Genomic DNA, 21,569 nt, shown 5'->3' with positions numbered 1-21,569 from the left:
TCCTACGGCAGCCGCCGTGCTCGACGGCCTATACCTTGAATTTGAAGCGTGAGGCTTCCTCGATCAGCCGCTCGTCGCGGCTGCGCAGGCGGCCCGGATTGCGGCGGTGCTCGGGCTCGGACACCACGCGCTGGATCACATTCTCCGGCACGCCGCGCTGGCTGAGGTAGGTGGCGGCACTGTCCGCACCTTTACGGTCAGCAACTTCGATACCGGCTTCGACGACCTCTGCGCCGACATAGTCGGGGCGGAAGGTATGGGTGGTAGACATTGCAGCCTCCGGGGCGTAAATGGGCGTGGTGCACCATCCGGCGATTGTATAGCAGACTGGGCGGCTCGTCGCTGAACAATAGTCAATAATTGCCATGTGGAATTTATAGGAGCCTGACCTGGGTGCCCCCCCGAGGGGGGGAGCCTAATGGCAGGTGTGCGGCGGCGCGGTAAGCGCTAGTATCGCTGCATCTTCGTTACCGGAATCCTGCCATGACCGTTTCCCCTCTCGCCACCGCGCTGCTGGCCTGCCCTCTGATGCTGTGTGCCGCCGCGCAGGCGGCCGCGCCGCAGGTGCGCACGCAGGCGCCCGGCTACTACCGCATGATGCTGGGCGACTTTGAAATCACCGCGCTGTCCGACGGTACCCACGCCTTCCCCATCGATACGGTGATGACCAACATCGAACCGGCGCAGATCGCCCGGGACCTGGCGGACGCCGCGCTGCAAGCGCCGGTGCAAGGTTCGATCAACGCCTTCCTGATCAACACCGGCAGCAAACTGATCCTGGTGGACGCCGGCGCGGGCAGCCTGTACGGCGACTGCTGCGGCAAGCTGATCGGCCACCTGCGCGCCGCCGGCTACCGGCCCGAGCAGGTCGACGAAGTGCTGCTGACGCATCTGCACAAGGACCACGCGGGCGGCATCGCGGCGCAGGGCACGGCGGTGTTTCCGAACGCCGTCGTGCGGCTGTCGCAGGCCGAGGCCGACTACTGGCTGACGCCGGCCAACAAGGCGTCCGCGCCGGCCTTCCTGTCCAGTTTTTTCGACAGCGCCGTCGCCGCGGCAGCGCCTTACCAGGCGCGCTGGCAGCCCTACGCCGCGTTCGGCCGGATCGAGCCCGGCATCGACGCCCTGCCTGCGCCCGGCCACACGCCAGGGCACGCGATGTACCTGGTGCAAAGCCGTTCGCAACAATTGCTGATCTGGGGCGACATCGTGCACGTCGCGGCGCTGCAGCTGCCGCATCCGGCCGCCACCGTCAAGTACGACACCGGCGAAGCCGACGCGCAAGCCACGCGCCGCCAGTTGCTGCAGATGGCGGCGGGCAAACAGATGCTGATCGGCGCCGCGCACATCGCCTTTCCCGGCCTCGGCCACATCCGCCCGCAGAACGGCGCCTACGCATGGCTGCCCCTCAACTACGACGGCACCCCATAACACCTGGGGTCAAGTCTGACATTCGGACACGAGCTCCGCCGTAGCAAGCACTACGGTGGAGCTCGTGTCCAATTGTCAGACTTGACCCCGGATTTTTACTTGGCAGGTACGGCGGCCAGCGTTTCGTGGCTGGTGGTGGTGCGCTGCGGTGCTTTGTGCACCATGGTGTAGGCGTAGTCCACGCCCATGCCGTAGGCGCCCGAGTGTTCGCGGACGATGGCCATCACGGCGTCGTAGCTGTCGCGGCGAGCCCAGTCGCGCTGCCATTCCAGCATGACTTGCTGCCACGTCACCGGCACCACGCCGGCCTGGATCATGCGCTGCATCGCGTAGTCGTGCGCTTCCTTCGAGGTGCCGCCGGAGGCGTCGGCCACCATGTAGATCTCGTAGTCGCCTTCGGCCATCGCGCACAGGGCGAAGCTGTTGTTGCACACTTCGGTCCACAGGCCCGAGACGATCACTTTCTTCTTGCCGTTGGCCTTCAGCGCGTCGCGCACTTTCTGGTCGTCCCAGGAGTTCATCGACGAGCGTTCCAGGATGGGCTTGCCCGGGAAGACGTCCAGCAGTTCAGGATAGGTGTGGCCGGAGAAGGCTTCGGTTTCGACGGTGGTGATGGTGGTCGGAATGTTGAACACCTTGGCGGCCTTGGCCAGCGCCACGGTGTTGTTCTTCAGCGCCTGGCGGTCCATCGACTGCACGCCGAACGCCATCTGCGGTTGCTGGTCGATGAAGATCAGCTGGCAGTTCGTAGGGGTCAATACTTCGAGTTTGGGGTTGGTCATGATAGCTTCCATTGTGATGAGGTGGATACGCGCCCGCTGCATCCAGCGCGGCTGCGTTCATCTTAGGTCGCGGACCGACGGAAAACCACTGGCTAAATGGAGAGGCCGGGCTAACCTTTTTCCGGCATCTGCCGGTTCAGGAAGGCGACCACGGCGTCCACCGTCGGTTGCAGCCAGGGATCGAACAGCCAGAACGCGTGCGGCGTATCGGGCAGCACCAGCGTGCTGCTGGCCACTCCCGCCTGGGCCATGCGCGCCGCCATGTCTTCCCGGCCGGCGGAAAAGCGCGCCTGGGCGCTGGCGATGAACAGCATCGGCGGCATGCCGGGCCGCACGTAGCGGATCGGCGAGGCTTCGGCCCACAGCGCGCTGCGCTCGGCGTAACGGCCGCCGAACCAGGCGCCGGCGGCCGATGGCTGTTTGCGGGGATCGTCTTCGTACTTCAGCGCGGCCTCGGTGGTGAAGTCCGACAGGCCGTCGATGTTGACGATCGCCTGCACCGCGCTCGATACGGCGCCTTCGGCTGCGCCGGGATCGAAGCGGTCGAGGTGGCCGGTGACGCCGGCCAGGCTGGCGATCTGGCCGCCGGCCGATCCGCCCGCCAGCGCGATGCGCCGCGGGTCGAGCCCATACTGGCCGGCATGGCCGCGCACCCAGCGCACGGCGGCCCGCACGTCGTGGATCGCCGCCGGGTACTGCGCCTCGCCGGACAGGCGGTAGCTGAGCGTGACCGCCGCATAACCGCGCTGCGCCAGCCGCACCGCCATCGGCGCGAACTCGGCGCGGAAGCCGGCCCGCCAGCCGCCGCCGTGCACCAGCACCACCACCGGCAGGCCGGCGCTGGCATGCCCGGCCTGCGGCAGATACAGGTCCAGATTCAAACAGCGCCCGCCGTACTGCGCATAGGTCTGGCCGGCGACGCGGCTCACGTCCGCCGGCGGCGCCGCGCTGGCGATGCGGATGAACGGATAGTCGCGCACCAGCTTGTCGTAGGTGTGCGCGGCGTCGTAGGTGTTGGCGGGATCGGGCGCGGGCTCGACGCACGGCGCGGCGGACGCGGCCAGATGCAGGCACAGCATGGCGGCAGCGGCAAGGCAGCGGACAATCGGGGCAAGCTTCATAGCCGCCGAGTATGCCACAGCGCTCCCGTCAAATGCGCACAAGAAGACGATCTTCAGGTAAATTGGCAACCTCCACCTTTACTTGTGATTGCCATGCATCCTGGCCCCCGGCTGACGTTCTCTTTGCGGCACCTGCTGATCATGCTGACGGCGATAGGCTTGCTGCCGCTGGCCTTGCTGGGAGTCTGGAGCATCCACGCCGCCGGCGAATACCAGCAGCGCGAACAGGAGCGCCTGATGCTGGACCTGGCGCGCGCCCTGTCCAGCGCGACCGATGCCGAGCTGGACGGCGCGGTCGGCATGCTGACCAACCTGGGCCGCGCGCCAGCCCTGCAGGAAGGCGACCTGCGCGCCTTCTACAACACCGCCAGCGCGCTGGCCAAGACCCAGCCCGAATGGCTGGGCGTGATACTGACCGACGACAGCGGCAAGATCCTGTTCCGCACCATGGATGCCTACGGCGCCCCGGCCGCGCAGGTGGCCGATCCCGAGAGCCTGAGCCAGGTGCTGGCCACGCACCAGCCGGTGGTCGGCCATATCGCGCGCGGCTTCGGCGGCCGCGCCGCCTTCCCGGTGCGAGTGCCGGCCATCGACGCCGACGGCGAGCTGTACACGCTGACGGCGGTGATACGCCCGGACCGCATGGTGCGCGTGATCGAACGCCAGCGCGTGCCCAGCGGCGCCGTGATCTCCATCCGCGACAGCAAGCGCCTGGCGGTGGCCCGCTCCACCGACCAGAGCGGCACGGTCGGCACCGCCCCCAGCCCGTCGATGCAGGCCCTGATGCGCAGCGCCGGCCCCGAGGGCATAGGCCTGACCCGCACCATCGAAGGCGAGGACGTCGCCACCGCCTACACCACGCGCTCGCGCTACGGCTGGTCGGTGGCGGTGGGCCGCCCGACCGCGCAGCTGCGCGCCCCCGCGCTGGAACGGCTGGGCGTGTACGGCGCCGGCATCGCCCTGTCGCTGCTGGCCTGCATCGTCCTGGCCACCCTGCTGTCGAACCGGCTGGTGGCGAAGATACGCGGCTTGCAGCAAGGCGCCGTCGCGCTCGGCTCCGGTGCGCCGCTGACGCTGACGCACTCGTCGATCACCGAAATCGAACTGACCCGCCAGGCGCTGGCGCAGGCCGAGCGCCAGCGCAGCGCGCAGGAACTGGAACGCAAGAAGCTGCTCGATTCGCTGAACCTGGCGCTGACCGAAGCGCGCGAAGCCGGCCGCGCCAAGGATGAATTCCTGGCCGTGCTGGGCCACGAACTGCGCAACCCGCTCAGCCCCATCGTCACCTCGCTGGACCTGCTGGACCGGCGCGACGATCCGGCCAGCCAGAAGGAACGGGCCATCATGCGGCGCCAGGTCAACCACCTGCGGCGGCTGGTGGACGACTTGCTGGACGTCTCGCGCATCACCTCCGGCAAGCTGCAGATCGACGCGCATCCGGTCAACCTGGCCGAGCTGGTGCGCCATGCGGTGGCGGTGGCGACCGGCCAGCGGGTGGTGCTGTCGGTGCCCGACGCGGTATGGGTGATGGGCGACGACAGCCGGCTCACGCAGGTGCTCAACAACCTGCTGTCGAACGCGGCCCGCTTCGGCAGCACCGCCACCGAGGTCAAGCTGAGCAGCGACGGCGTCCACGCGCGGCTGCTGGTCAGCGACAACGGCATCGGCATGAACGGCGAGCTGCTGGCGCGGGTGTTCGAACCGTTCCAGCAGGCGCCGCAATCGCTGGCGCGGCATACGGGCGGGCTGGGCCTGGGCCTGGCCATCGTCCGCAAGATCGTCGACCTGCACGGCGGCGCGGTGCATGCGCGCAGCAGCGGAGCCGATGCAGGCAGCCAGTTCGAAGTCGTGCTGCCCCTGTGCGAGCCGCCCCGCCCGCAGACGGCGGCGGTGGCCGCGGCCGACGGCAACGGCTTGCGCGTGCTGCTGGTGGACGACAACGCCGATGCCGCCATCGCCGGCGCGGCGCTGCTGGAAACCCTGGGCCATACGGTGCAGGTCGCGCACAACGCCGCCGAGGCGCTGGCGGCGGTGCGGCAACGCTTGCCGGAGGTGGCGATACTGGACATAGGCCTGCCGGACATGGACGGCTACGCGCTGGCCTCGGCGATCCGGCAACTGGCGGACGGCGCGCCGCTGCGCCTGGTCGCGCTGACGGGTTACGGACAAAAAGAAGATATCGAGCGCGCCCTCAACAGCGGCTTCGACCTGCACCTCACCAAGCCGGCCACCCTGGCCGACCTGCAGCGCGCAACGATGCATCCTGAATCAGCGGCCGGGTAACCGCCGGGGTTTGCTGGGCCTGCCGCATCAATCCTGCATCGATTGCGTATCTTCGGCTTGCGGTTCGCGCGGCTTGCGGCGGCGCTCGGGGAACAGGAAGCCCACCGTCTCCCCCACCGCCGAGCAGGCGGCGATCAGTTTCAGCGCCGGCATCGGCTCGGCAAACGCCACGTTCGACGCCTCGGCCAGCGTTTTTTCCGTGGTCGGCAATTCGGTGGTGAACAGGCCGTCCAGCGCCACGAAGCGCACCGCCCGGATCTGCAGCTCGCGCGCGATGGTTTCCTGGCTGGCGCTGGCGACGATCACGCTGCCGTCCATGCTGAGCGTCATCGTCACCACATCGTGCTGCCGCGAGAACGCGACTTCCGCAGTCTGCATACCGATTATCCTTCTCAAAAAAAAACTGCCTCAGGCAAGAGGCAGCAAGGGTAAGACCACATGAAGAGACTTCAGGAATGCATATTGCCAGTTAGAAATTACCGGCGTATGACATTAAAGCGTACGCTTGAAGAAAGCCAGCGTCTGACGCCAGGTATCGGCCTGCGCCCGGGCGTTCGCCTCGGGCGTGCCGCCGGTCTTGAACGGGCCGGCGTCGTACTGCGTGGTCGGGCTCCAGCCGCTGCCGTTGAGCACATGGCCGGCGTCGGTGTAGACCAGGGCGACGGTGTCGCGCCCGGCGGCGGCGCGGCGCTCGGCGATGTTTTGCGCCATCATTCCCGACGCCCACATCTGATCCTCGATGCCGCCGGCCACCAGCATCGCGCCCTTGAAGTCCTCGACGCGGATGCGCGCCGCCACGGCCGCTTCGGGATGCGCGGCGCGGCCCTTGTCCTGCGGACGGCGGTAGCGCACGTCGGCGCCGGTCTGGAAGCCGGCCATCTCCTGCAGGAAGTCCTGGTTGGGCACGAAGGGCAAGGCCTGTCCATGCCACGAGAACGACGAACGGCGGCTGTCGGGCGGATTGACATCCGGCCCCCAGCCCTGCCACACCACATCGGTGGCGGCGATGGCGGCCACGGCGCTAATCCACGGCATCTTGCTGGCGGCGATCAGCGCGAATTCCGCGCCCTTGGAATAGCCGAGCAGGCCGATATGCGCGGCATCGACATCGCTGCGCGCGGCCAGCCAAGTGCGGGCCTGCTCCAGCCGGTCGACCGGGATGTCGACGAAGCTGCGCGGCAGCATGGGCAGTTCGCGTTCGGTGCTGTTCCAGGCGGCCGGCGAGTAGTAAGGCAAGCCCAGTACCGCGTAGCCGTGCGCAGCCAGCATGGGCGCCAGCTCGCGCACTGCGGAGCTGCCGCCTTCGGATCCGCCCAGCACGATGATGACCGGACGCCGTCCGCTACCCGGCAAGGCTGCGAACACCGCGCCGGGAAAGGCGTCGACGGCTTCCACCTTAACGTCCGGCAGCGTGTTGACGAACTGCATGCGGGCATGTGCCACTTCCTTGCCGTCGATGCGCGCCGACAGCTGCACCACGCCGGGCACCATGCCTGCCGCCGGCGCATCCTTGGACGGCGTCATCGACCAGAACAGGCCGCGCACATCGGCCTTGCGATAGCTGCCGCTGCTGGGCGCGCTCTGGCCCAGGTCGAGCTTGCCTTCCGCATCGCTGCGGTAGGCCGCCTCGGCGCGGTACAGCACCGGTTGTGCGTCGTTCTTCATCAGCCGTTCGGCGACGATCTGGACGTCGGCCTTGGGCGGCAAGCCGCTCAGCGTGATGGAGACAGGATCGCCGGTCAGGACCGGGCCGGCCGGTGCAATCGTCAGGGTTTGGGCGTGACTAGCCAGGCCGGTCCACAGAGTGGCCAGCAGGATGATGCGTTTCATATTGTTCTCCGGTTGTTAGAGTTTGTTGGTGCGACGTATGGTGATGAACAAGGCGATCCACGCCACCAGGGCAAGGCCGGCATACAAGGCCGCCGAACCCGGTGCATCACGCCACATGAAGTAGACCAGGCGGCCATGGGCGTAAATGAAGGTGCAGGGCATGAGGCTGAAGAAGATGCCAAGTCCGATCAAGGTGCCGCGCAGCGCCACTTGCGAGCGGACCCGCTTGATGGTGCGTACGCCGTCCGTCGGCGCAGCGTTGCCGGGCACTTGGGGAGACGCCGCCATGGCCTCGCGCATGGTGGCGGCGAACTCGGGATGGGCGGCCAGATAAGCCTCAACGGTGGCCCGCGTGGCCTCGCTGGCATCGCCGGAATAGTACAGCGGCAGTAGATCGACAATGATGTCTTCATGAAGATCGGTCATGATGCTTCCTTCGTAATCTGGAGTAGTTTGAGTCGCGCCCGGAACACCTTCACCTTGGCCGAGGACAGCGAGATGTCCAGCGCGCGGGCGATGTCTTCGTAAGGCACCTCGTCCTCCGCCCGCATCAGCACGGCGGCGCGGTCGATTTCAGGCAATTGCTGCAGGGCGTACAGCGTATGCTGCAGTTCCCGCGCCACCATCAGCGACTGCTCGGGCCCCGGCGCCATGTCGCGGTAGACATCCTCCAGCTCGGTATGCCGCTGATGGCGATACCATTCCTTCAGATACAGTCGCCGCGCAATCGTGCACAGATAGCCTTGCACTGTCTCCATGCCGATCGGGCTGGACGACATCATCGCCCGCACAAAGGTTTCAGCGACCAGGTCGTTGGCCAGATGCTTGTCGCCGCACAGCCCCAGTGAGAAGCGGTAGACGACGGTTGCGTGCTGCTGATAAAGAGCCTGAATCGCTTGCATGGATGGGTTTGCGTGTTTGCCTATGTAGAATATCTTTGGCGACGCAATAAGTTACAGGCGATGTGAAAAATAATTTCCGTGCAAGGGTCAGGGGCGCGCGGCGGCGGGCAAATGCACCGTGAACGCGGCGCCGCCGGCCGGCAAATTGGCGGCTTCGATGCGGCCGCCGTGGCCCTGGACGATGGCCTGCGTCAGCGCCAGCCCGAGGCCGACACCGGCCACCGCGCCGGAACGCGCCGAGGCGCCCCGGTAGAAACGCTCGAACAGATGCGGCAGGTCGTCGACGCCGATGCCGGGGCCGCTGTCGGTGATGCGCAGGCAGGCGCAGTCGCCATCGCGCCGGATGTCGATGCCGACGGCGCCGCCGGCCGGCGTGAACTTGATGGCGTTTTCCAGCAGGTTGACCACGATCAGCGTGGCCGCGCCGTCGCCGATGGCCGCGAACACAGGCTGTGCCCCCGCCTGCAACGACAGGCCGACGCCGCGCTGCTGCGCCATCGCCCTCGCCCGCTCGATGGCGGCGGCGGCGATGTCGTCCAGCGCGGTGCTGGCCATGCCGTCGCGGTCCTGGCCGGCGTCGTAGCGGGCCAGCGCCAGCAGCTCCTCCACCAGCAAGGTCAGACGCTCCACCTCCTCCATGCAGGAGCGCAGCGTGTCGACGTATTCGGCCGCGTCACGCGGGCGGCGCAGCGTGATCTCGATTTCGGCCCGCAGGCGCGACAGCGGCGAGCGCAGTTCGTGCGAAGCGTCCGAGGTGAAGCGACGCTGCATCTGGAAGCTCTGGTCGATGCGGCCCAGCATGTCGTTGAGAGTGTCGACCAGGCGGCCGATTTCGTCGCGGGTGCCGGGATGGGGCAGGCGCTTGTCGAGGTCGGCCTCGCCGATGCGCTGCGCCTGGCGCACGATGTCGTCGATGGCGCGGAACACCCAGCGCGTGATCGAGGCGCTGGCCACGATCAGCGCCACCAGCAGCACCAGCGCCATGCCGAGGAACATGCGGCTGGCCGACGCGATCACGTGGCGCACGTCGTCCAGCGAGCCGGCCACCTGCACCGCATAGCGCAGCGGCTTGCCCGGCACCGGCAGCGAGACGATACGCACCGGCTCCTCGGCGAAATGGTCGAGCGTCTGGAACACGGTGTCGCCGGCGGCCATGCGCGCCATCAGCGCCGGTGTCGCCGGCAGGTTGGCCGCGCCCAGGTTGGCGCTGCGGGCCAGCACCTTGCCTTGCGCGTCGACGATCTGCACCCAGCGGTCCAGCCGCGCCAGCGACGGCGGCGCCGAGCCTTGTTCGGCGTCGTGCACCTTGGGCTGCTGCCCGGGCGCGGCGCGCAGCATCGATGATTCGGTTTCTGCCAGCGCCAGCAAGGCGCCATCCAGCTGTTCGTTGACCGCGTCCGACAGGCTGAGGTAGCCGGCGATGGCCGCCACCGCCAGCACCGAGACGATGACGGCGGTTTGCACCAGCGCCAGCCGACGCCGGAAATTAAGCGTCATCATCGGCAGCCTCCGCCAGACGGAAGCCCTGGCCGCGCACGGTGTGGATCAGGCGCGGCATGCCTTCGGGATCGAGCTTGCGGCGCAGGTTGCGCATGTGGGCGTCCATCAGGTTGTCGAGCGCGATCAGGTCGGCGGTCCAGATGCGCTCGGCCAGCTGCTGGCGGCTGACCACGTGGCCGGCCTGGCGCATCAGCAGTTCGAGGATGGCGTATTCCTTGGGTGTCAGGTCCAGCACCTGACCTGCCCGTTTGACCACGTGGCTTTGCGGCTCCAGCGTCAGGTCGGCCACTTTCAGCGGCGGCGGTTGCGTCAGCGTGGAGCGGCGCAGCAGCGCGCGGATGCGGGCCAGCAGTTCGTCGAAGGCGAACGGCTTGGTCAGGTAATCGTCGGCACCGGTGTCGAGGCCGGCGATGCGGTCGCCCAGGCCGTCGCGCGCGGTCAGCATCAGGATGGGCGTGGTCAATCCGCGTGCGCGCAGCTCGCCGCATAGCGTGATGCCGTCCTTGGCGGGCAGCATCCAGTCCAGCACGATCAGATCGTAGTCGCCGGTCAGCGCGGCCGGTTCGCCCTCTTCCGCGCTGTGCACGGCGTCGACGGCGAAGTCTTCCTCCTGCAAGCCGCGCTTGAGCAGGCGGGCCGCCTTCTGGTCATCTTCGATCAGCAATATCTTGGTCATGGCTGCATTTTAACGCTGCCCGGCCGTCATGGATGTTTCCTGAAGGAAGATTCAGGATCGCCGGGCTTGCTTCTCTGTACACTTCGGCCCATTCCTCTTACCCATGGACGACACAGGCGCATTCCGGCGTCGTGGACTCCTTTCGCCTTCAGGAAACGCCATGATGAACATCGACCCACGTTTGCAGCAGCCCTTGCTGCTCTCCCTCCTGTGCGCAGCGCTGAGCGGCTGCGGCCATCCTTCCGAAACCGGCACCGCGCCGGCCAGCGCCGTCGTGCGCAAGGGCGCGGCGCTGAGCGTGCCGGCCGCCTCGCCACTGCGGCAATCGCTGCAACTTGCCACCGTCGAAGAGCACGACGTGGCGCGCGCCATTCCGGTGCCGGCCGTGGTGGAAGCCGATCCGGCCCATCTGGTGCGCGTGGTGCCGCCGGTTTCCGGCCGCATCGGCCAACTGCTCAAGCATCTGGGCGACACGGTCAAGGCCGGCGACGCGCTGTTCACCATGGACTCCGCCGATGTGGCGGCAGCCTACAGCGACAGCGGCAAGGCCCAGGCCAGCCTGACGCTGGCCCGCCATAACCTGGAACGCCAGAAGGAATTGCGCGCCGCCGACATTTCGGCCCGCAAGGATCTGGAACAGGCCGAGAGCGACTACGCCCAGGCCCTCAGCGAAAGCGAACGCAGCAAGTCCCGACTGGCGCAACTGGGCGCCGGCAGCGGCGCGGGCGGCGGCCGCCTGTACACGCTGCGTTCCCCGCTGTCCGGCCACGTGATCGAGCTGAACGGCGGCCAGGGCGGATTCTGGAACGACACCAACGCCCCGGTGATGGTGGTGGCCGACCTGTCGACCGTCTGGCTGAGCGCCAGCGTGCAGGAAAAAGACCTGGCCGCCGTCTTCGCCGGCCAGACCGCCGACATCGAACTGAACGCCTATCCCGGCGAGCACATTGCCGGCAAGGTCGGCTACGTCAGCGAAGTGCTGGATCCGGACACCCGCACCGTCAAGGTCCGTGTGGCGGTGGACAACCGCAACGGCCGCCTGAAGCCGGGCATGTTCGCCCGCGTCACCTTCAGCGCCGCGCCGCACCGTGGCGTGGTCGTGCCCGCCTCGGCGCTGGTGCAGAACGGCACGCAGACCCAGGTCTACGTGGAAACCGCCGCCTGGACCTTCGAAGCCCGCACCGTCACCACCGGCATCCACAGCGGCGACCAGGTGGAAATCGCCTCCGGCCTGAAAGCCGGCGCCCGCATCGTCGCCAAGGAAGGAGTACTGCTCAATGATTGATCGCCTGATTGCCATGTGCTTCCAGCGGCGCGGCATCGCGTGGCTGGTGTTCCTGCTGGTCGCGCTGTATGGCGTGTTCTGCTGGAACCAGCTGCCGCTTGAAGCTTATCCCGATATCGCCGACACCAGCTCGCAGGTGGTCACGCAAGTGCCCGGCCTGGCCGCAGAGGAAGTCGAAGCCCAGATCACCATCCCGCTCGAACGCGAGATCATGGGCACGCCCGGCATGCACGTGATGCGCTCGAAGAGCACCTTCGGCCTGTCGCTGATCACCGTGGTGTTCCGCGACGGCGTGGAAGACTACTGGTCGCGCCAGCGCCTGCAAGAGCGCATCGCCGGCGTAGCCCTGCCCTACGGCGCCCAGCCCGGCCTCGATCCGCTGACCTCGCCCATCGGCGAGATCTACCGCTACACGCTGGAATCGAAGACCCGCTCGCTGCGCGAACTGTCCGAGCTGCAGTTCTGGAAAGTGATCCCGCGCCTGAAGCAGGTGGCCGGCATCGCCGACGTCGGCAATTTCGGCGGCCTGACCACGCAATTCCTGCTGGAGTTCGATCCGGCCAAGCTGAGCAAGTACAAGCTGTCGCTCAAGCAGATCACCGACGCCATCGGCGCCAACAACGCCAGCGCCGGCGGCAGCATCCTCACGCGCGGCCAGCAAGGCTTCGTGGTGCGCGGCGTCGGTCTGATACGCGACCTGGACGACCTGGGCAACGTGGTCGTCACGCAGAAGGACGGCGTGCCGGTGCTGGTCAAGGATCTGGGCGAAGTGCGCCTGGGCAGCAAGGAGCGCCACGGCATCCTCGGCAAGGACAACAACCCGGACACCATCGAAGGCATCGTGCTGCTGCTCAAGGGCGAGAATCCGTCGCAGGTGCTGAAAGGCGTGCATGAGGCCGTGCAGGACTTGAACGACCATGTGCTGCCCAAGGATGTGAAGATCGTCCCGTACCTGGACCGCACCGGCCTGGTCGACGCCACGCTGCACACCATCGGCAAGACGCTGGTCGAAGGCATGCTGCTGGTGACGCTGGTGTTGCTGCTGTTCCTGGGCAGCCCGCGCGCGGCGGCCATCGTCGCCGTGACCATCCCGATGGCGCTACTGACGGCCTTCATCTTCATGCACCACTTCCATATTCCGGCCAACCTCCTGTCGCTGGGGGCGATCGACTTCGGCATCGTGGTGGACGGCGCCATCGTGGTGATGGAAAACATCCTGCGCAAATACGAGGAAAACCACGGCGCCCCGCTGCGCGCCCGCGATGTGATGCAGGCTACGCTGCAAGTGAGCAAGCCTATCTTCTTCGGCATGATCGTCATCATCACCGCCTACCTGCCGCTGTTCACCTTCCAGCGCATCGAGTACAAGCTGTTCTCGCCGATGGCGTTCGCGATCGGCTTCGCGCTGTTCGGCGCGCTGGTGGTGTCGCTTACGCTGATACCGGGACTGGCCTACCAGGCTTACCGCAAGCCGCGCAAGGTGTTCAACAATCCGGTGCTGGTCAAGGCCAAGGAGTTGTACGAGCCGCTGCTGGCCTCCGTGGTCGGCAAGTCGCGTGTGACGCTGGCGGCGTTCGCGCTGGCCTTCGCCGCCGTGTGCGCGCTGGGCGCCACCATCGGCCGCGACTTCCTGCCGTATCTGGACGAAGGCTCAATCTGGCTGCAAGTGACGCTGCCGCCGGGCATTTCGCTGGAAAAGGCGGCGCAAATGTCGGACGGCCTGCGCAGTGCGGCGCTGGAATTCAAGGAAGTAGCGACCATCGTCACGCAGCTGGGCCGTAACGACGAAGGCACCGATCCGTGGACGCCGTCGCACATCGAGGTCAGCGTGACCTTGCATCCCTACGATACGTGGACATCCGGCCTGAGCAAGCAGGAGCTGATCGAGAAGATGGGCCAGCGCTTCGCCAAGCTGCCGGGAACGCGGGTCGGCTTCACGCAGCCGATGATCGACGGCGTGCTCGACAAGCTGGCTGGCGCGCATAGCGACCTGGTGGTGAAAATCTACGGCAGCGACTTCAAGGAAACGCGCCGCATCGCCGCCGACGTCGAACGCACCCTGTCGGCCGTGCCCGGGGCGGAAAGCGTCATCATCGACCAGGAACCGCCGCTGCCGCAGGTACGCATCGAGGTCGACCGCGCTGCCGCCGCGCGCTACGGCATCAACGCCGCCGATGTGGCCGACCTGATCGGCACCGGCATCGGCGGCAAGCCGGTGTCGCAGGTGTTCATCGACGACCGCCAATACGACATCGGCGTGCGCTTCAACGATGCCTCGCGCAGCAATCCCGACACCATCGGCGACCTGCTGCTGACCTCGGCCACGGGGGCGCGCATACCGCTGGCCCAGGTGGCGACGATACGGCTGGACGATGGCGAAAGCACCATCACCCGCGAGATGGGCAAGCGCCACCTGACCGTGCGGCTGGACCTGCGCGGCCGCGACCTGGCCTCCTTCCTCGACGACGCCAAGGCGCAGATCGAGAACAAGGTGCAGTACGACCACAGCCGCATCCAGCTGGCCTGGGGTGGTCAGTTCGAGAACCAGCAGCGGGCGCAGGCGCGTCTGGCGCTGATCATGCCGATGGTGGTGGCGCTGATGTTCGTGCTGCTGTTCGCGCAGTTCAAGAACCTGCGCCAGCCGGCCATGATCCTGGCGGCCGTGCCGCTGGGCGCGCTCGGTGGCCTGGTCGCCCTGCACCTGCGCGGCATGACGCTCAATGTGTCGAGCGCGGTTGGCTTCATCGCGCTGTTCGGCGTGGCGGTGATGGACGGCATCCTGATGGTGTCCAACCTGAACCAGTTGCGTGCCGAGGGCAAGCTGTCGCTGAAAGACGCGGTGCTCAAGGGCGCGTACAGCCGCTTCCGTCCGGTGCTGATGACGGCCAGCGTGGCCGCACTGGGCCTGCTGCCGGCGGCGCTGGCGCATGGACTGGGCAGCGACGTGCAGCGTCCGCTGGCGACCGTGGTGGTCGGCGGCCTGATCACCGCCACCGGCCTGACCTTGGTGTGGCTGCCGGCGCTGTACTACCTTGTCGAACGCTATATCGAAAACAAACCCAAGCCGGCCGACGATGGTCCGGCCCAAGTGGAGCATGCTCATGACATTTAAACTCAACCCTTTGTGCGCGCTGGTATCGCTGGCCCTGTGCGCCACCGCCCTGCCCGCCACCGCGCAGGTCACGTTCCGCGACTATGCGTCCGCCGTGGCGAAATACAGCCTGGACTTACAGATGCAGCGCGAGAACGTGAGCAGCGCGCAGGCCGGCATATCGATCGCCGGTGTGCGGCCCGATCCGGTGCTGACGGCGGGCATCGATTCGAAGGAACTGTCCGCCGCCAACAAGCCGAACGCATCCACCGCGTTGACGATGGGCGTGGCGCTGACTATCGAGACGGCCGGCAAGCGGGCGCAGCGCATCCGCGTGGCGCAGTCTGCGGTCAAGCTCGGCGAGGCGACTCTCGAAGGCGGACGCCGCCAGCTGTACGCCGACGCTGCGGCGGCCTACGCCGAATCCTGCCGCGCGCGCAATGCGCTGGAGCGCCAGGAGGCGACGCTGCGGGCGCTGGGCGAGATCGTCAACGCCAACAATGTGCGGCGCAAGGTTGGCGATATCGGCGGGCTGGAGTTGGCGCAATCGCAGGTCGAGCACGACCGCTTCGAGGCCGATGTGGTGATGGCGCGGGCGCAGGTGCAGACTTCGGCTGAATCGCTGTCGATTCCGCTGGGCCGGCGTTACAGCGAGGTGTTCGGCAACGCGGCGCTGGCTTGCGATGCGCCGGCCGTCAGCGGGCTGGACGATGTGGAACAGCTGGTGCGGCAGGCGCAGGATGAGCGCGACGATATCCGCATCGCCCATGCGGCGCTGGATGCGGCGCGCTCGTCGGCCGATCTGGCGCAGGCCAACCGCTGGGTTGATCCGGTGGTCAATGTCAGCTTGAAGAATACGCCGGCAGTGCGGCCGGTGCTGGATGCTGGGGGTGCGACGAGCAACTCGCCGACGCAGCGTTCGTTGAGCCTGGGCTTGACGGTGTCCGTGCCGATTCCGCTGTCGCGCACCCAGCGCGGCGAGGTGTTGCAGGCGCAATCGGCGGTGACGCAGGCGACGTTGGCTCTTCGTTCGGCCGAGCTGAAGGCGCAGACCGATGTGCGGCGCGTCCATGCGCAGTTCCGTGCGGCGCAGGCCAACGAGCAGCGCTATCGCGACTCGGTGCTGGTGCATGCGGACAAGGTGGCCGAGGGCATGCGCCTGTCGTATAAAAAAGGCGCGGCGTCGCTGCTGGAACTGTTGTCGGCGCAGCGCTCGGCCGATGAGGTCTATCTCGCCTGGTTGCAGGCGACGGCGGATCTGGCGACGGCCACGGTGCAGTTGCAACTCGCGGCCGGCGCCAGTCCGGATTGAGCCTGCCTTAGTTGGCTGCTGGCTTAGGCTTGAGCATCATGCGGAAGGCTTGCAGCGCTGCGGGCTGGTAGATGGTCGCGTGGGTTTCAGCGGGCATCTGTTGGTAGTGCCATTGCAGGCCGCCCGGTGCGCGGGTGGTCAGCAGGGCCGACAGTTGGTCCGCGCCCTTGACGATCCCGGCGTTGCCGCTGCTGGCGAAGTACAGGGTCTGCGGGCGGGTTGGACGTTTGTCCAGCAACTGCGGAGCTTCGGCGAGCAGCTTGCTGTCGTTCCACCACAGGCTGGGGTCGGCGGCGACGTAGTGGTCGAACAGTTGCGGTTCGCGCAGGAAGGTTTCGACCACGAACAGGCCGGCCAGCGATTCGCCGATCAAGGCGGTTTCGCCGGTGGTGCGGTAGCGCTGCTTCACTTCCGGCATCAGCTCTTCCTTGATGAAGCGGCGGAACTGCGCCGAGCCGCCGACTACCGGGGCGATCTTCTTGTCTTCCGCGTTGTCGGTGGGGCCGGTCATGTCGCGGCGGCGCTGGGTGTTTTCTATGCCGACCAACATGAACGGGCGCATGGTGCCGTTATCGACCGACACTTGCAGCAGACCGGCGATATGCAGGAAATCTTCGCGCAGGCCGCCGTCGGGCATGTAGAGCACAGGCAGCGGCGCGTCGGCCGGCAAGCCGTAGCCGCGCGACATGTAGACATTGATGTGCCGCGTTTCCGCCAGCACCTTCGATTCGATGTTGAAGCTTTCGCCGATCACCAGCGGCGTGGCGGCTGAGATGGCCGAAGTAGCAGGCGCGGCGTGCAGCGGGCCGGCGATACAAGCGCCCAGCAGCGCAGCCGCCAGGCAAAAACTTCCGTGGAACTTATTGAACATAACGATATGCTTCATTTCCGCCCTTCGCGTTGTTGTCGAGTGAGCGGGAGTCTGGCGCAAAGAGGTGGTGCTGGTCAAGCCATCTCAAATGTGACCTAACACAGGGCATCCGAAGACCGGCAGCTTCCGCAGCCGATGGCGGTCAGGCCCGTTTCATCCATGATAATCAATATCACTGCAGGTTGGGTCAATATCCTTAACATGATCGACAGGCGGCGATTGAAAAAGTGCCACTTGTTCACGGGCCAAGTACCAGCTCAGATAAGCTCCGAATATTGGTACGAGCAGGATAAGAACTGCTTGCCCCCATCGTTGCGCAGGCTCGTAAAACGGCGAGGCGAATACCTTCCAAATAGCGAAAGCGTCAAGACAAAGCGTTACCACAGAAAACGCCAAGAGAATCCAGCCTGTTGAAGTAAGTACGATCATTTGATTTCTGAACAGCAGCTCTTGGCCGGTTTCAGTCTGACCGGTCGACTCTATTTGGAGTGGCCCACGTCGAAGCCAGTCGGTCACCATCGTTCCCTGGCAGGACGTTATCGATTGCCGCCACTTTTCGGAGCGCAGTCTCTATGTCAAATTTTTCTGCATCGATTAATGCTGCCGCTTCATTATGCAAAGCATACGCTACGTGAGCCGCTAAACGCACATCATGGGGCGCATCATTTTCACTTCCCATATAGGGACTCAACAGCAAACGTATCTCGTAAAGAGCATTGGCAATCAACCTGGCTTCAGTGTTATCTATACTCATTTATCTGCTTCAAAAATTCAGTGGCTGGTACTGGCCGAAATGCGTCAGAGCTACAATAACATGAGTCAATCAAAGTAAGCGTGAGGATTCATTTTCCGAGGTGAAAACCAAATAAGGCCATAGTCGTCTTTCAATATACGGGTCTGTTCGTCCCAAACGGCGTGGCACATCCCCCTTCGCTGCCCCTGTCGTTGAGATATCAAAGCCACTGCTCTAGCGTGAGCCGTAGAAACGATATCTCTAGTATCTTCCGCAAATTCTATCGGGTCCAACAATCTATTGAGCTCACCAGCAGGGCGAAGAGTCGCCTCAACTATACGTAAAAAGAGAGTAGGTTCCATATTTTCGAGCAGTGTCCTCGCATCTAGCAAAGGACAACCGGTTCTCTTGTGGTACCGGAAGAGTTCTTCTTTCGAAAGTTGGTTCATCAAGGGTTTCCGTAATCGAGATGGTTTTGCAAAGGGCCGTTTCTGGCCGATTGTGCCTATCACGCCGTGGGCACCACCCCTGAATTTATTCTTTCTTTTTCATCAGACCGGCCAATGAAGCGAACGGATTATGCGTTGCCGGCGCGACCTCGGCCGATTTCAGACTAAGTCCCCGGTCAGCCTCAAGATAACGCGAGTGTTCGTTATCGTGGCAGTAAAGGCACAGCAATTCCCAGTTGCTGCCATCAGGCGGATTGTTGTCATGATTGTGGTCACGATGGTGCACAGTAAGTTGCGACACATTGGTATGCGTGAATTCGCGCATGCAGCGCCCACACACCCACGGGTACATTTTCAGTGAGCGCTCGCGATAGCCCAGCTCGCGCTGGTCGGCCGCACGTCGTGCGTCGGCCACAATTTTGTCCAGCCGCGCGGTGTCCGGCTTTTTCCCAACGGTCATGCTTATTTCCTCCCCTTGCTGTTACATGTTGGCCGGCAGCGCCCGCAGTCGGCCGGCTCGGCCGCAAGCGCCCACAGCCGGTTTCGGCTATTGAGCAGTTGTACCATTCAACCAGCCTTCGACACTACGGCTCCTACCAAAATCAACGGAGTCAAACTCATCAAAGCCAGGTTTGAAAACTTGCTCTGGCGAGCGACAGCTGCTGGCCGTATATCGTCGACTGGATTGGTTATTTGCACGGAAAAAACCGCTCCAAGAATTGCTGAGCCTGTTCTCTCGTCGGCACATCATCTATCAAGATAGGGTTCGCCTTATATGAATCACCGTCGAGCGCACGTGCGATGGCCTGCACTTGTTCCTTAGGCGTCCCAGACAAGCAAAATTTGGCCGGCGACAATGCTAGAGAGTGTCCATAGATTACGCCCTCCATGACACCCACCATCTCGGCCCAGGCTCCCATTTCACGTCGCCCTCGCTCGTACTCGGACGTGCACGATAGCTCGCTTGCCCAAACCGGCAGGGCTATAAGTAAACTCATCAGAGCCGCATATGGACCTATCTTCACGCCGGATTATTCCTTCCAATGGAACGGTTTTGTTGTCTTATTTTTGTCTGGCTGGTGCAGGCCGAGTCCGACCGGTGTGCTTGACGTCTAAATTTACACAATGCCCATCTCATCCGGCCACGATTCGAATCCTAGCTCTTGGGCAACTTGAATAAGGCAACGTTTTTCGTCCACTGAGCATTTTCTCAACTCAACCGAGATGCTTTCGAGCACCGCAACATCATCATCCAACGCATCCTCGCATACACGACTGTCCACATATTTTGTGGCCAGAATTAATGCACGTGCTAATGTCTTCATTTGCCATCCTTAGATTAAGGCTCTCTCCCCGCCGACAGCGCTCAAATCTCGCTCTGAGCACGATAATACGCAACCAAAGCATTTGCATGCCCATGACCAAGTTTATAGTCTTCTTTAAGCGTCGCTACGATTTCCATATGTTTCTTATCTTTCAAAGAGCCTACGATGTCTAGCCAGTGATTTATTGGTTTTCCATAGGTCTTCTCAATGGACGGAAAGTAAGATGCGGGGCCTTTTACTTTTTCCTCTGTTTTCATATGTGCTCCTTGATAGCTGCAATATTGAATTAAGCGGCAAAGAACTGCGCGGAGTCCGCAACCTGCCACACGCCTTTCACCCGCCCCTGCTCATTCACTCCCCACACATGCGAGAAGCGCACCAGCACCGGCGGGCTGTCTTCGGTTTTTGTGATGCGATAGTGGCCCAGCGCCACGACCGTATCGCCGCCGTCGACGAACCTGTCCGGAAACGCGCCAAACGTATGAACGTGCGCGAGCAGTTTTGGATAGAACCCGCCAAACACTTCGGCGATGCCCCGATAGATTGCGCCCTCCGGAAAACCTGGCGCAACATCCCACACCGGCTCGTCAACCAAGATCTCCCGTATCGACTGCTGGTCCTTCGATTTCAGCACCCGATAAAGCGCTTTCACTTGCCGTAGGTTTTTAGTATCACCCGCACTGTCATCCAGAACATCGCTCATCAGACGCCTTTCTGAAAAATGCCTATTTTGTCACAAATACATGCTTGACAAGTTCTGAACCCTCGCCAATACTATACCTTATGGTTAACTATAAAGACCCCCACCTGGACCTGATCTTCGCCGCACTGTCCGACGCCACGCGGCGCGGGGTGTTGGCGCAGTTGGGCGACGGCAGTCAAACCGTCACCGAGCTGGCGCAGCAATACGAGATGTCCCTGCCCGGCTTCATGAAGCACCTGGCGGTGCTGGAAACGGCCGGCCTGATCGCCCGCTCCAAGGAAGGCCGCGTGGTGCGCTGCGAACTCGATGCCGCGCCCATGCAGGATGCCGCCGCCTGGATCGCCCACTACCAGCGCTTCTGGACCGACCAGCTCGATTCGCTGGGTCGCTATCTCTACCACCAAGAGGAAATCGCATCATGCCCAACACCGAGCAGCCCGCCCAAGTCAGCATCCGCCGCACCTACCCCGTCGCCCCCGAAAAAATCTGGCGCGCGTGGACCGACCCGCAAGCGCTGAGCCAGTGGTTCGGCCCCGGCCAGGCGAGCTTGACCAAGGCCGACATCGACCTGCGCGAAGGCGGCCAGTACCACCTCGCCTTCGCCGGCCCCGATGGCGGCCTGAATCAAATGACCGGCGTCTACCAGGAAGTGAAGCCGTACACGCGGCTGGTATTCACCTGGGCCTGGCACAGCACGCCGGAGCGGGTGTCGCGCATCAGCATCGAACTCACGCCGGTGGCGGAAGGCACGGAGCTGAGCTTCGTGCATGACCGCTTCTTCGACGAACAGGCGCGCATCAACCACGAGCGCGGCTGGGCCCTTTTCTTTAGCAGTCTTGATCGTCTACTTACAGGAGGTTCGCTATGAAATACCAGGGAAGCTGCCATTGCGGCAATGTGAAGTTCGAGGCCGAAGGCGAGATCACGTCGGCCATGTCATGCAACTGCTCGATGTGCCAGCGCAAGGGCGTGCTGATGTGGTTCGTCCCGCGCCAGAACATGCACTTGCTGACGCCGGACGATAACGCCAGCACCTATCTGTTCAACAAGCACCTGATCAAGCACCGCTTCTGCCCTACCTGCGGCATCGCGCCGTACAGCGAGGGCGCGGCGCCCAACGGCGACGCCATGGCGGCGATCAATATCCGTTGTATCGAAGGCATAGACCTGGAGTCCATCCCCGTCACGCACTACGACGGACGCGCGATCTAGTAAGCTCGACCTCCTGTAGATTTGTTTTTAATATAAGATATTGCAAAACTATTGGAGGCTGAT

Annotated in this window: 24 protein-coding genes; 8 read left to right on the top strand and 16 right to left on the bottom strand. The window is 64.4% G+C overall.

What is annotated here, in order from left to right; genetic code table 11:
* Positions 1 to 28 precede the first annotated feature (28 nt).
* Positions 29 to 271, bottom strand: a complete 243-nt coding sequence (locus GEV01_RS09420) for a hypothetical protein (protein WP_008449810.1) — start codon at positions 269 to 271, stop codon at positions 29 to 31.
* Positions 272 to 483: 212 nt separating this feature from the next.
* Here GEV01_RS09420 and GEV01_RS09415 point away from each other — a divergent pair, with 212 nt between their 5' ends.
* Positions 484 to 1,431 carry an MBL fold metallo-hydrolase gene (locus GEV01_RS09415; protein ID WP_152803634.1) on the top strand — a complete coding sequence of 316 codons (948 nt, stop codon included), beginning with the start codon at positions 484 to 486 and terminating at the stop codon, positions 1,429 to 1,431.
* Positions 1,432 to 1,526: 95 nt separating this feature from the next.
* On the opposite strand, the gene GEV01_RS09410 is transcribed toward GEV01_RS09415, so the two are convergent.
* Positions 1,527 to 2,213: a hydrolase gene (locus GEV01_RS09410; protein WP_008449813.1), complete on the bottom strand. Its 687-nt coding sequence runs from the start codon at positions 2,211 to 2,213 to the stop codon at positions 1,527 to 1,529.
* Positions 2,214 to 2,323: 110 nt separating this feature from the next.
* Positions 2,324 to 3,334: an alpha/beta hydrolase gene (locus tag GEV01_RS09405; RefSeq protein ID WP_152803632.1), complete on the bottom strand. Its 1,011-nt coding sequence runs from the start codon at positions 3,332 to 3,334 to the stop codon at positions 2,324 to 2,326.
* Positions 3,335 to 3,427: 93 nt separating this feature from the next.
* Between GEV01_RS09405 and GEV01_RS09400 the strand changes: the two genes are divergently transcribed.
* Entirely contained in the window at positions 3,428 to 5,617 is a 2,190-nt protein-coding gene (locus tag GEV01_RS09400) for a hybrid sensor histidine kinase/response regulator (RefSeq protein ID WP_152803629.1), read from the top strand.
* A gap of 27 nt (positions 5,618 to 5,644) precedes the next feature.
* Here the strand turns inward: GEV01_RS09400 and GEV01_RS09395 are convergent, their stop codons facing one another.
* From GEV01_RS09395 to GEV01_RS09370, 6 genes are all read right to left on the bottom strand, one after another.
* Positions 5,645 to 5,995 carry a hypothetical protein gene (locus GEV01_RS09395; protein WP_152803627.1) on the bottom strand — a complete coding sequence of 117 codons (351 nt, stop codon included), beginning with the start codon at positions 5,993 to 5,995 and terminating at the stop codon, positions 5,645 to 5,647.
* A 114-nt stretch (positions 5,996 to 6,109) separates the two neighbouring features.
* A complete protein-coding gene (locus GEV01_RS09390) occupies positions 6,110 to 7,447 on the bottom strand; it encodes an acyl-CoA thioester hydrolase/BAAT C-terminal domain-containing protein (RefSeq protein ID WP_152803625.1) in 1,338 nt (445 codons plus the stop codon).
* A 15-nt stretch (positions 7,448 to 7,462) separates the two neighbouring features.
* Entirely contained in the window at positions 7,463 to 7,873 is a 411-nt protein-coding gene (locus tag GEV01_RS09385; RefSeq protein WP_152803623.1) for a hypothetical protein, read from the bottom strand.
* Positions 7,870 to 8,349 (bottom strand): RNA polymerase sigma factor, encoded by a 480-nt coding sequence (locus tag GEV01_RS09380; RefSeq protein WP_152803621.1) that lies wholly within the window; start codon positions 8,347 to 8,349, stop codon positions 7,870 to 7,872. Before GEV01_RS09380 ends, GEV01_RS09385 begins: the two co-directional genes overlap by 4 nt.
* An 87-nt stretch (positions 8,350 to 8,436) precedes the next feature.
* On the bottom strand, positions 8,437 to 9,849 hold the full coding sequence (locus GEV01_RS09375) for an ATP-binding protein (RefSeq protein WP_175022991.1): 1,413 nt from the start codon (positions 9,847 to 9,849) through the stop codon (positions 8,437 to 8,439).
* A complete protein-coding gene (locus GEV01_RS09370; RefSeq protein ID WP_152803619.1) occupies positions 9,836 to 10,525 on the bottom strand; it encodes a response regulator transcription factor in 690 nt (229 codons plus the stop codon). The genes GEV01_RS09375 and GEV01_RS09370 overlap by 14 nt, the downstream gene beginning before the upstream one ends.
* A 160-nt stretch (positions 10,526 to 10,685) precedes the next feature.
* Between GEV01_RS09370 and GEV01_RS09365 the strand changes: the two genes are divergently transcribed.
* Genes GEV01_RS09365 through GEV01_RS09355 form a run of 3 tightly spaced genes read left to right on the top strand, consistent with a single transcriptional unit; the run spans position 10,686 to position 16,213 of the window.
* Complete coding sequence (locus GEV01_RS09365) at positions 10,686 to 11,810, top strand: efflux RND transporter periplasmic adaptor subunit (RefSeq protein WP_152803617.1); 1,125 nt, start codon at positions 10,686 to 10,688, stop codon at positions 11,808 to 11,810.
* The gene (locus GEV01_RS09360; RefSeq protein ID WP_152803615.1) at positions 11,803 to 14,922 is read left to right on the top strand and encodes an efflux RND transporter permease subunit; all 3,120 of its coding nucleotides are present in this window, start codon (positions 11,803 to 11,805) and stop codon (positions 14,920 to 14,922) included. The genes GEV01_RS09365 and GEV01_RS09360 overlap by 8 nt, the downstream gene beginning before the upstream one ends.
* A complete protein-coding gene (locus tag GEV01_RS09355; RefSeq protein ID WP_152803614.1) occupies positions 14,912 to 16,213 on the top strand; it encodes a TolC family protein in 1,302 nt (433 codons plus the stop codon). Before GEV01_RS09360 ends, GEV01_RS09355 begins: the two co-directional genes overlap by 11 nt.
* A gap of 7 nt (positions 16,214 to 16,220) precedes the next feature.
* Here the strand turns inward: GEV01_RS09355 and GEV01_RS09350 are convergent, their stop codons facing one another.
* The 7 genes from GEV01_RS09350 to GEV01_RS09320 all read right to left on the bottom strand — a co-directional run bounded on the left by GEV01_RS09350 (position 16,221) and on the right by GEV01_RS09320 (position 20,294).
* Positions 16,221 to 17,099: an alpha/beta hydrolase gene (locus GEV01_RS09350; RefSeq protein ID WP_152803612.1), complete on the bottom strand. Its 879-nt coding sequence runs from the start codon at positions 17,097 to 17,099 to the stop codon at positions 16,221 to 16,223.
* A gap of 138 nt (positions 17,100 to 17,237) precedes the next feature.
* Entirely contained in the window at positions 17,238 to 17,513 is a 276-nt protein-coding gene (locus GEV01_RS09345) for a hypothetical protein (RefSeq protein ID WP_152803611.1), read from the bottom strand.
* Positions 17,514 to 17,544: 31 nt separating this feature from the next.
* Positions 17,545 to 17,838, bottom strand: coding sequence for a hypothetical protein (locus GEV01_RS09340; protein WP_152803609.1), 294 nt, complete (start codon positions 17,836 to 17,838; stop codon positions 17,545 to 17,547).
* 513 nt (positions 17,839 to 18,351) lie between these two features.
* Positions 18,352 to 18,726, bottom strand: a complete 375-nt coding sequence (locus tag GEV01_RS09335; protein ID WP_152803607.1) for a YajD family HNH nuclease — start codon at positions 18,724 to 18,726, stop codon at positions 18,352 to 18,354.
* Positions 18,727 to 19,384: 658 nt separating this feature from the next.
* On the bottom strand, positions 19,385 to 19,591 hold the full coding sequence (locus GEV01_RS09330) for a hypothetical protein (RefSeq protein WP_152803605.1): 207 nt from the start codon (positions 19,589 to 19,591) through the stop codon (positions 19,385 to 19,387).
* 41 nt (positions 19,592 to 19,632) lie between these two features.
* Positions 19,633 to 19,848, bottom strand: coding sequence for a DUF4287 domain-containing protein (locus tag GEV01_RS09325; RefSeq protein WP_071658956.1), 216 nt, complete (start codon positions 19,846 to 19,848; stop codon positions 19,633 to 19,635).
* Between the two features lie 29 nt (positions 19,849 to 19,877).
* Positions 19,878 to 20,294 (bottom strand): nuclear transport factor 2 family protein, encoded by a 417-nt coding sequence (locus GEV01_RS09320; protein WP_152803603.1) that lies wholly within the window; start codon positions 20,292 to 20,294, stop codon positions 19,878 to 19,880.
* 80 nt (positions 20,295 to 20,374) lie between these two features.
* Between GEV01_RS09320 and GEV01_RS09315 the strand changes: the two genes are divergently transcribed.
* Genes GEV01_RS09315 through GEV01_RS09305 form a run of 3 tightly spaced genes read left to right on the top strand, consistent with a single transcriptional unit; the run spans position 20,375 to position 21,506 of the window.
* Complete coding sequence (locus GEV01_RS09315) at positions 20,375 to 20,812, top strand: ArsR/SmtB family transcription factor (RefSeq protein WP_152803601.1); 438 nt, start codon at positions 20,375 to 20,377, stop codon at positions 20,810 to 20,812.
* On the top strand, positions 20,713 to 21,162 hold the full coding sequence (locus tag GEV01_RS09310; protein ID WP_152803599.1) for an SRPBCC family protein: 450 nt from the start codon (positions 20,713 to 20,715) through the stop codon (positions 21,160 to 21,162). The genes GEV01_RS09315 and GEV01_RS09310 overlap by 100 nt, the downstream gene beginning before the upstream one ends.
* The gene (locus GEV01_RS09305; RefSeq protein ID WP_008449843.1) at positions 21,159 to 21,506 is read left to right on the top strand and encodes a GFA family protein; all 348 of its coding nucleotides are present in this window, start codon (positions 21,159 to 21,161) and stop codon (positions 21,504 to 21,506) included. Before GEV01_RS09310 ends, GEV01_RS09305 begins: the two co-directional genes overlap by 4 nt.
* Positions 21,507 to 21,569: the final 63 nt, after the last annotated feature.

This window comes from Rugamonas rivuli (assembly GCF_009380165.1).
Taxonomy (GTDB): domain Bacteria; phylum Pseudomonadota; class Gammaproteobacteria; order Burkholderiales; family Burkholderiaceae_D; genus Rugamonas; species Rugamonas rivuli.
The sequence above is the reverse complement of the archived record's forward strand: the minus strand, read 5'-3'. Positions and strand labels throughout refer to the sequence as shown.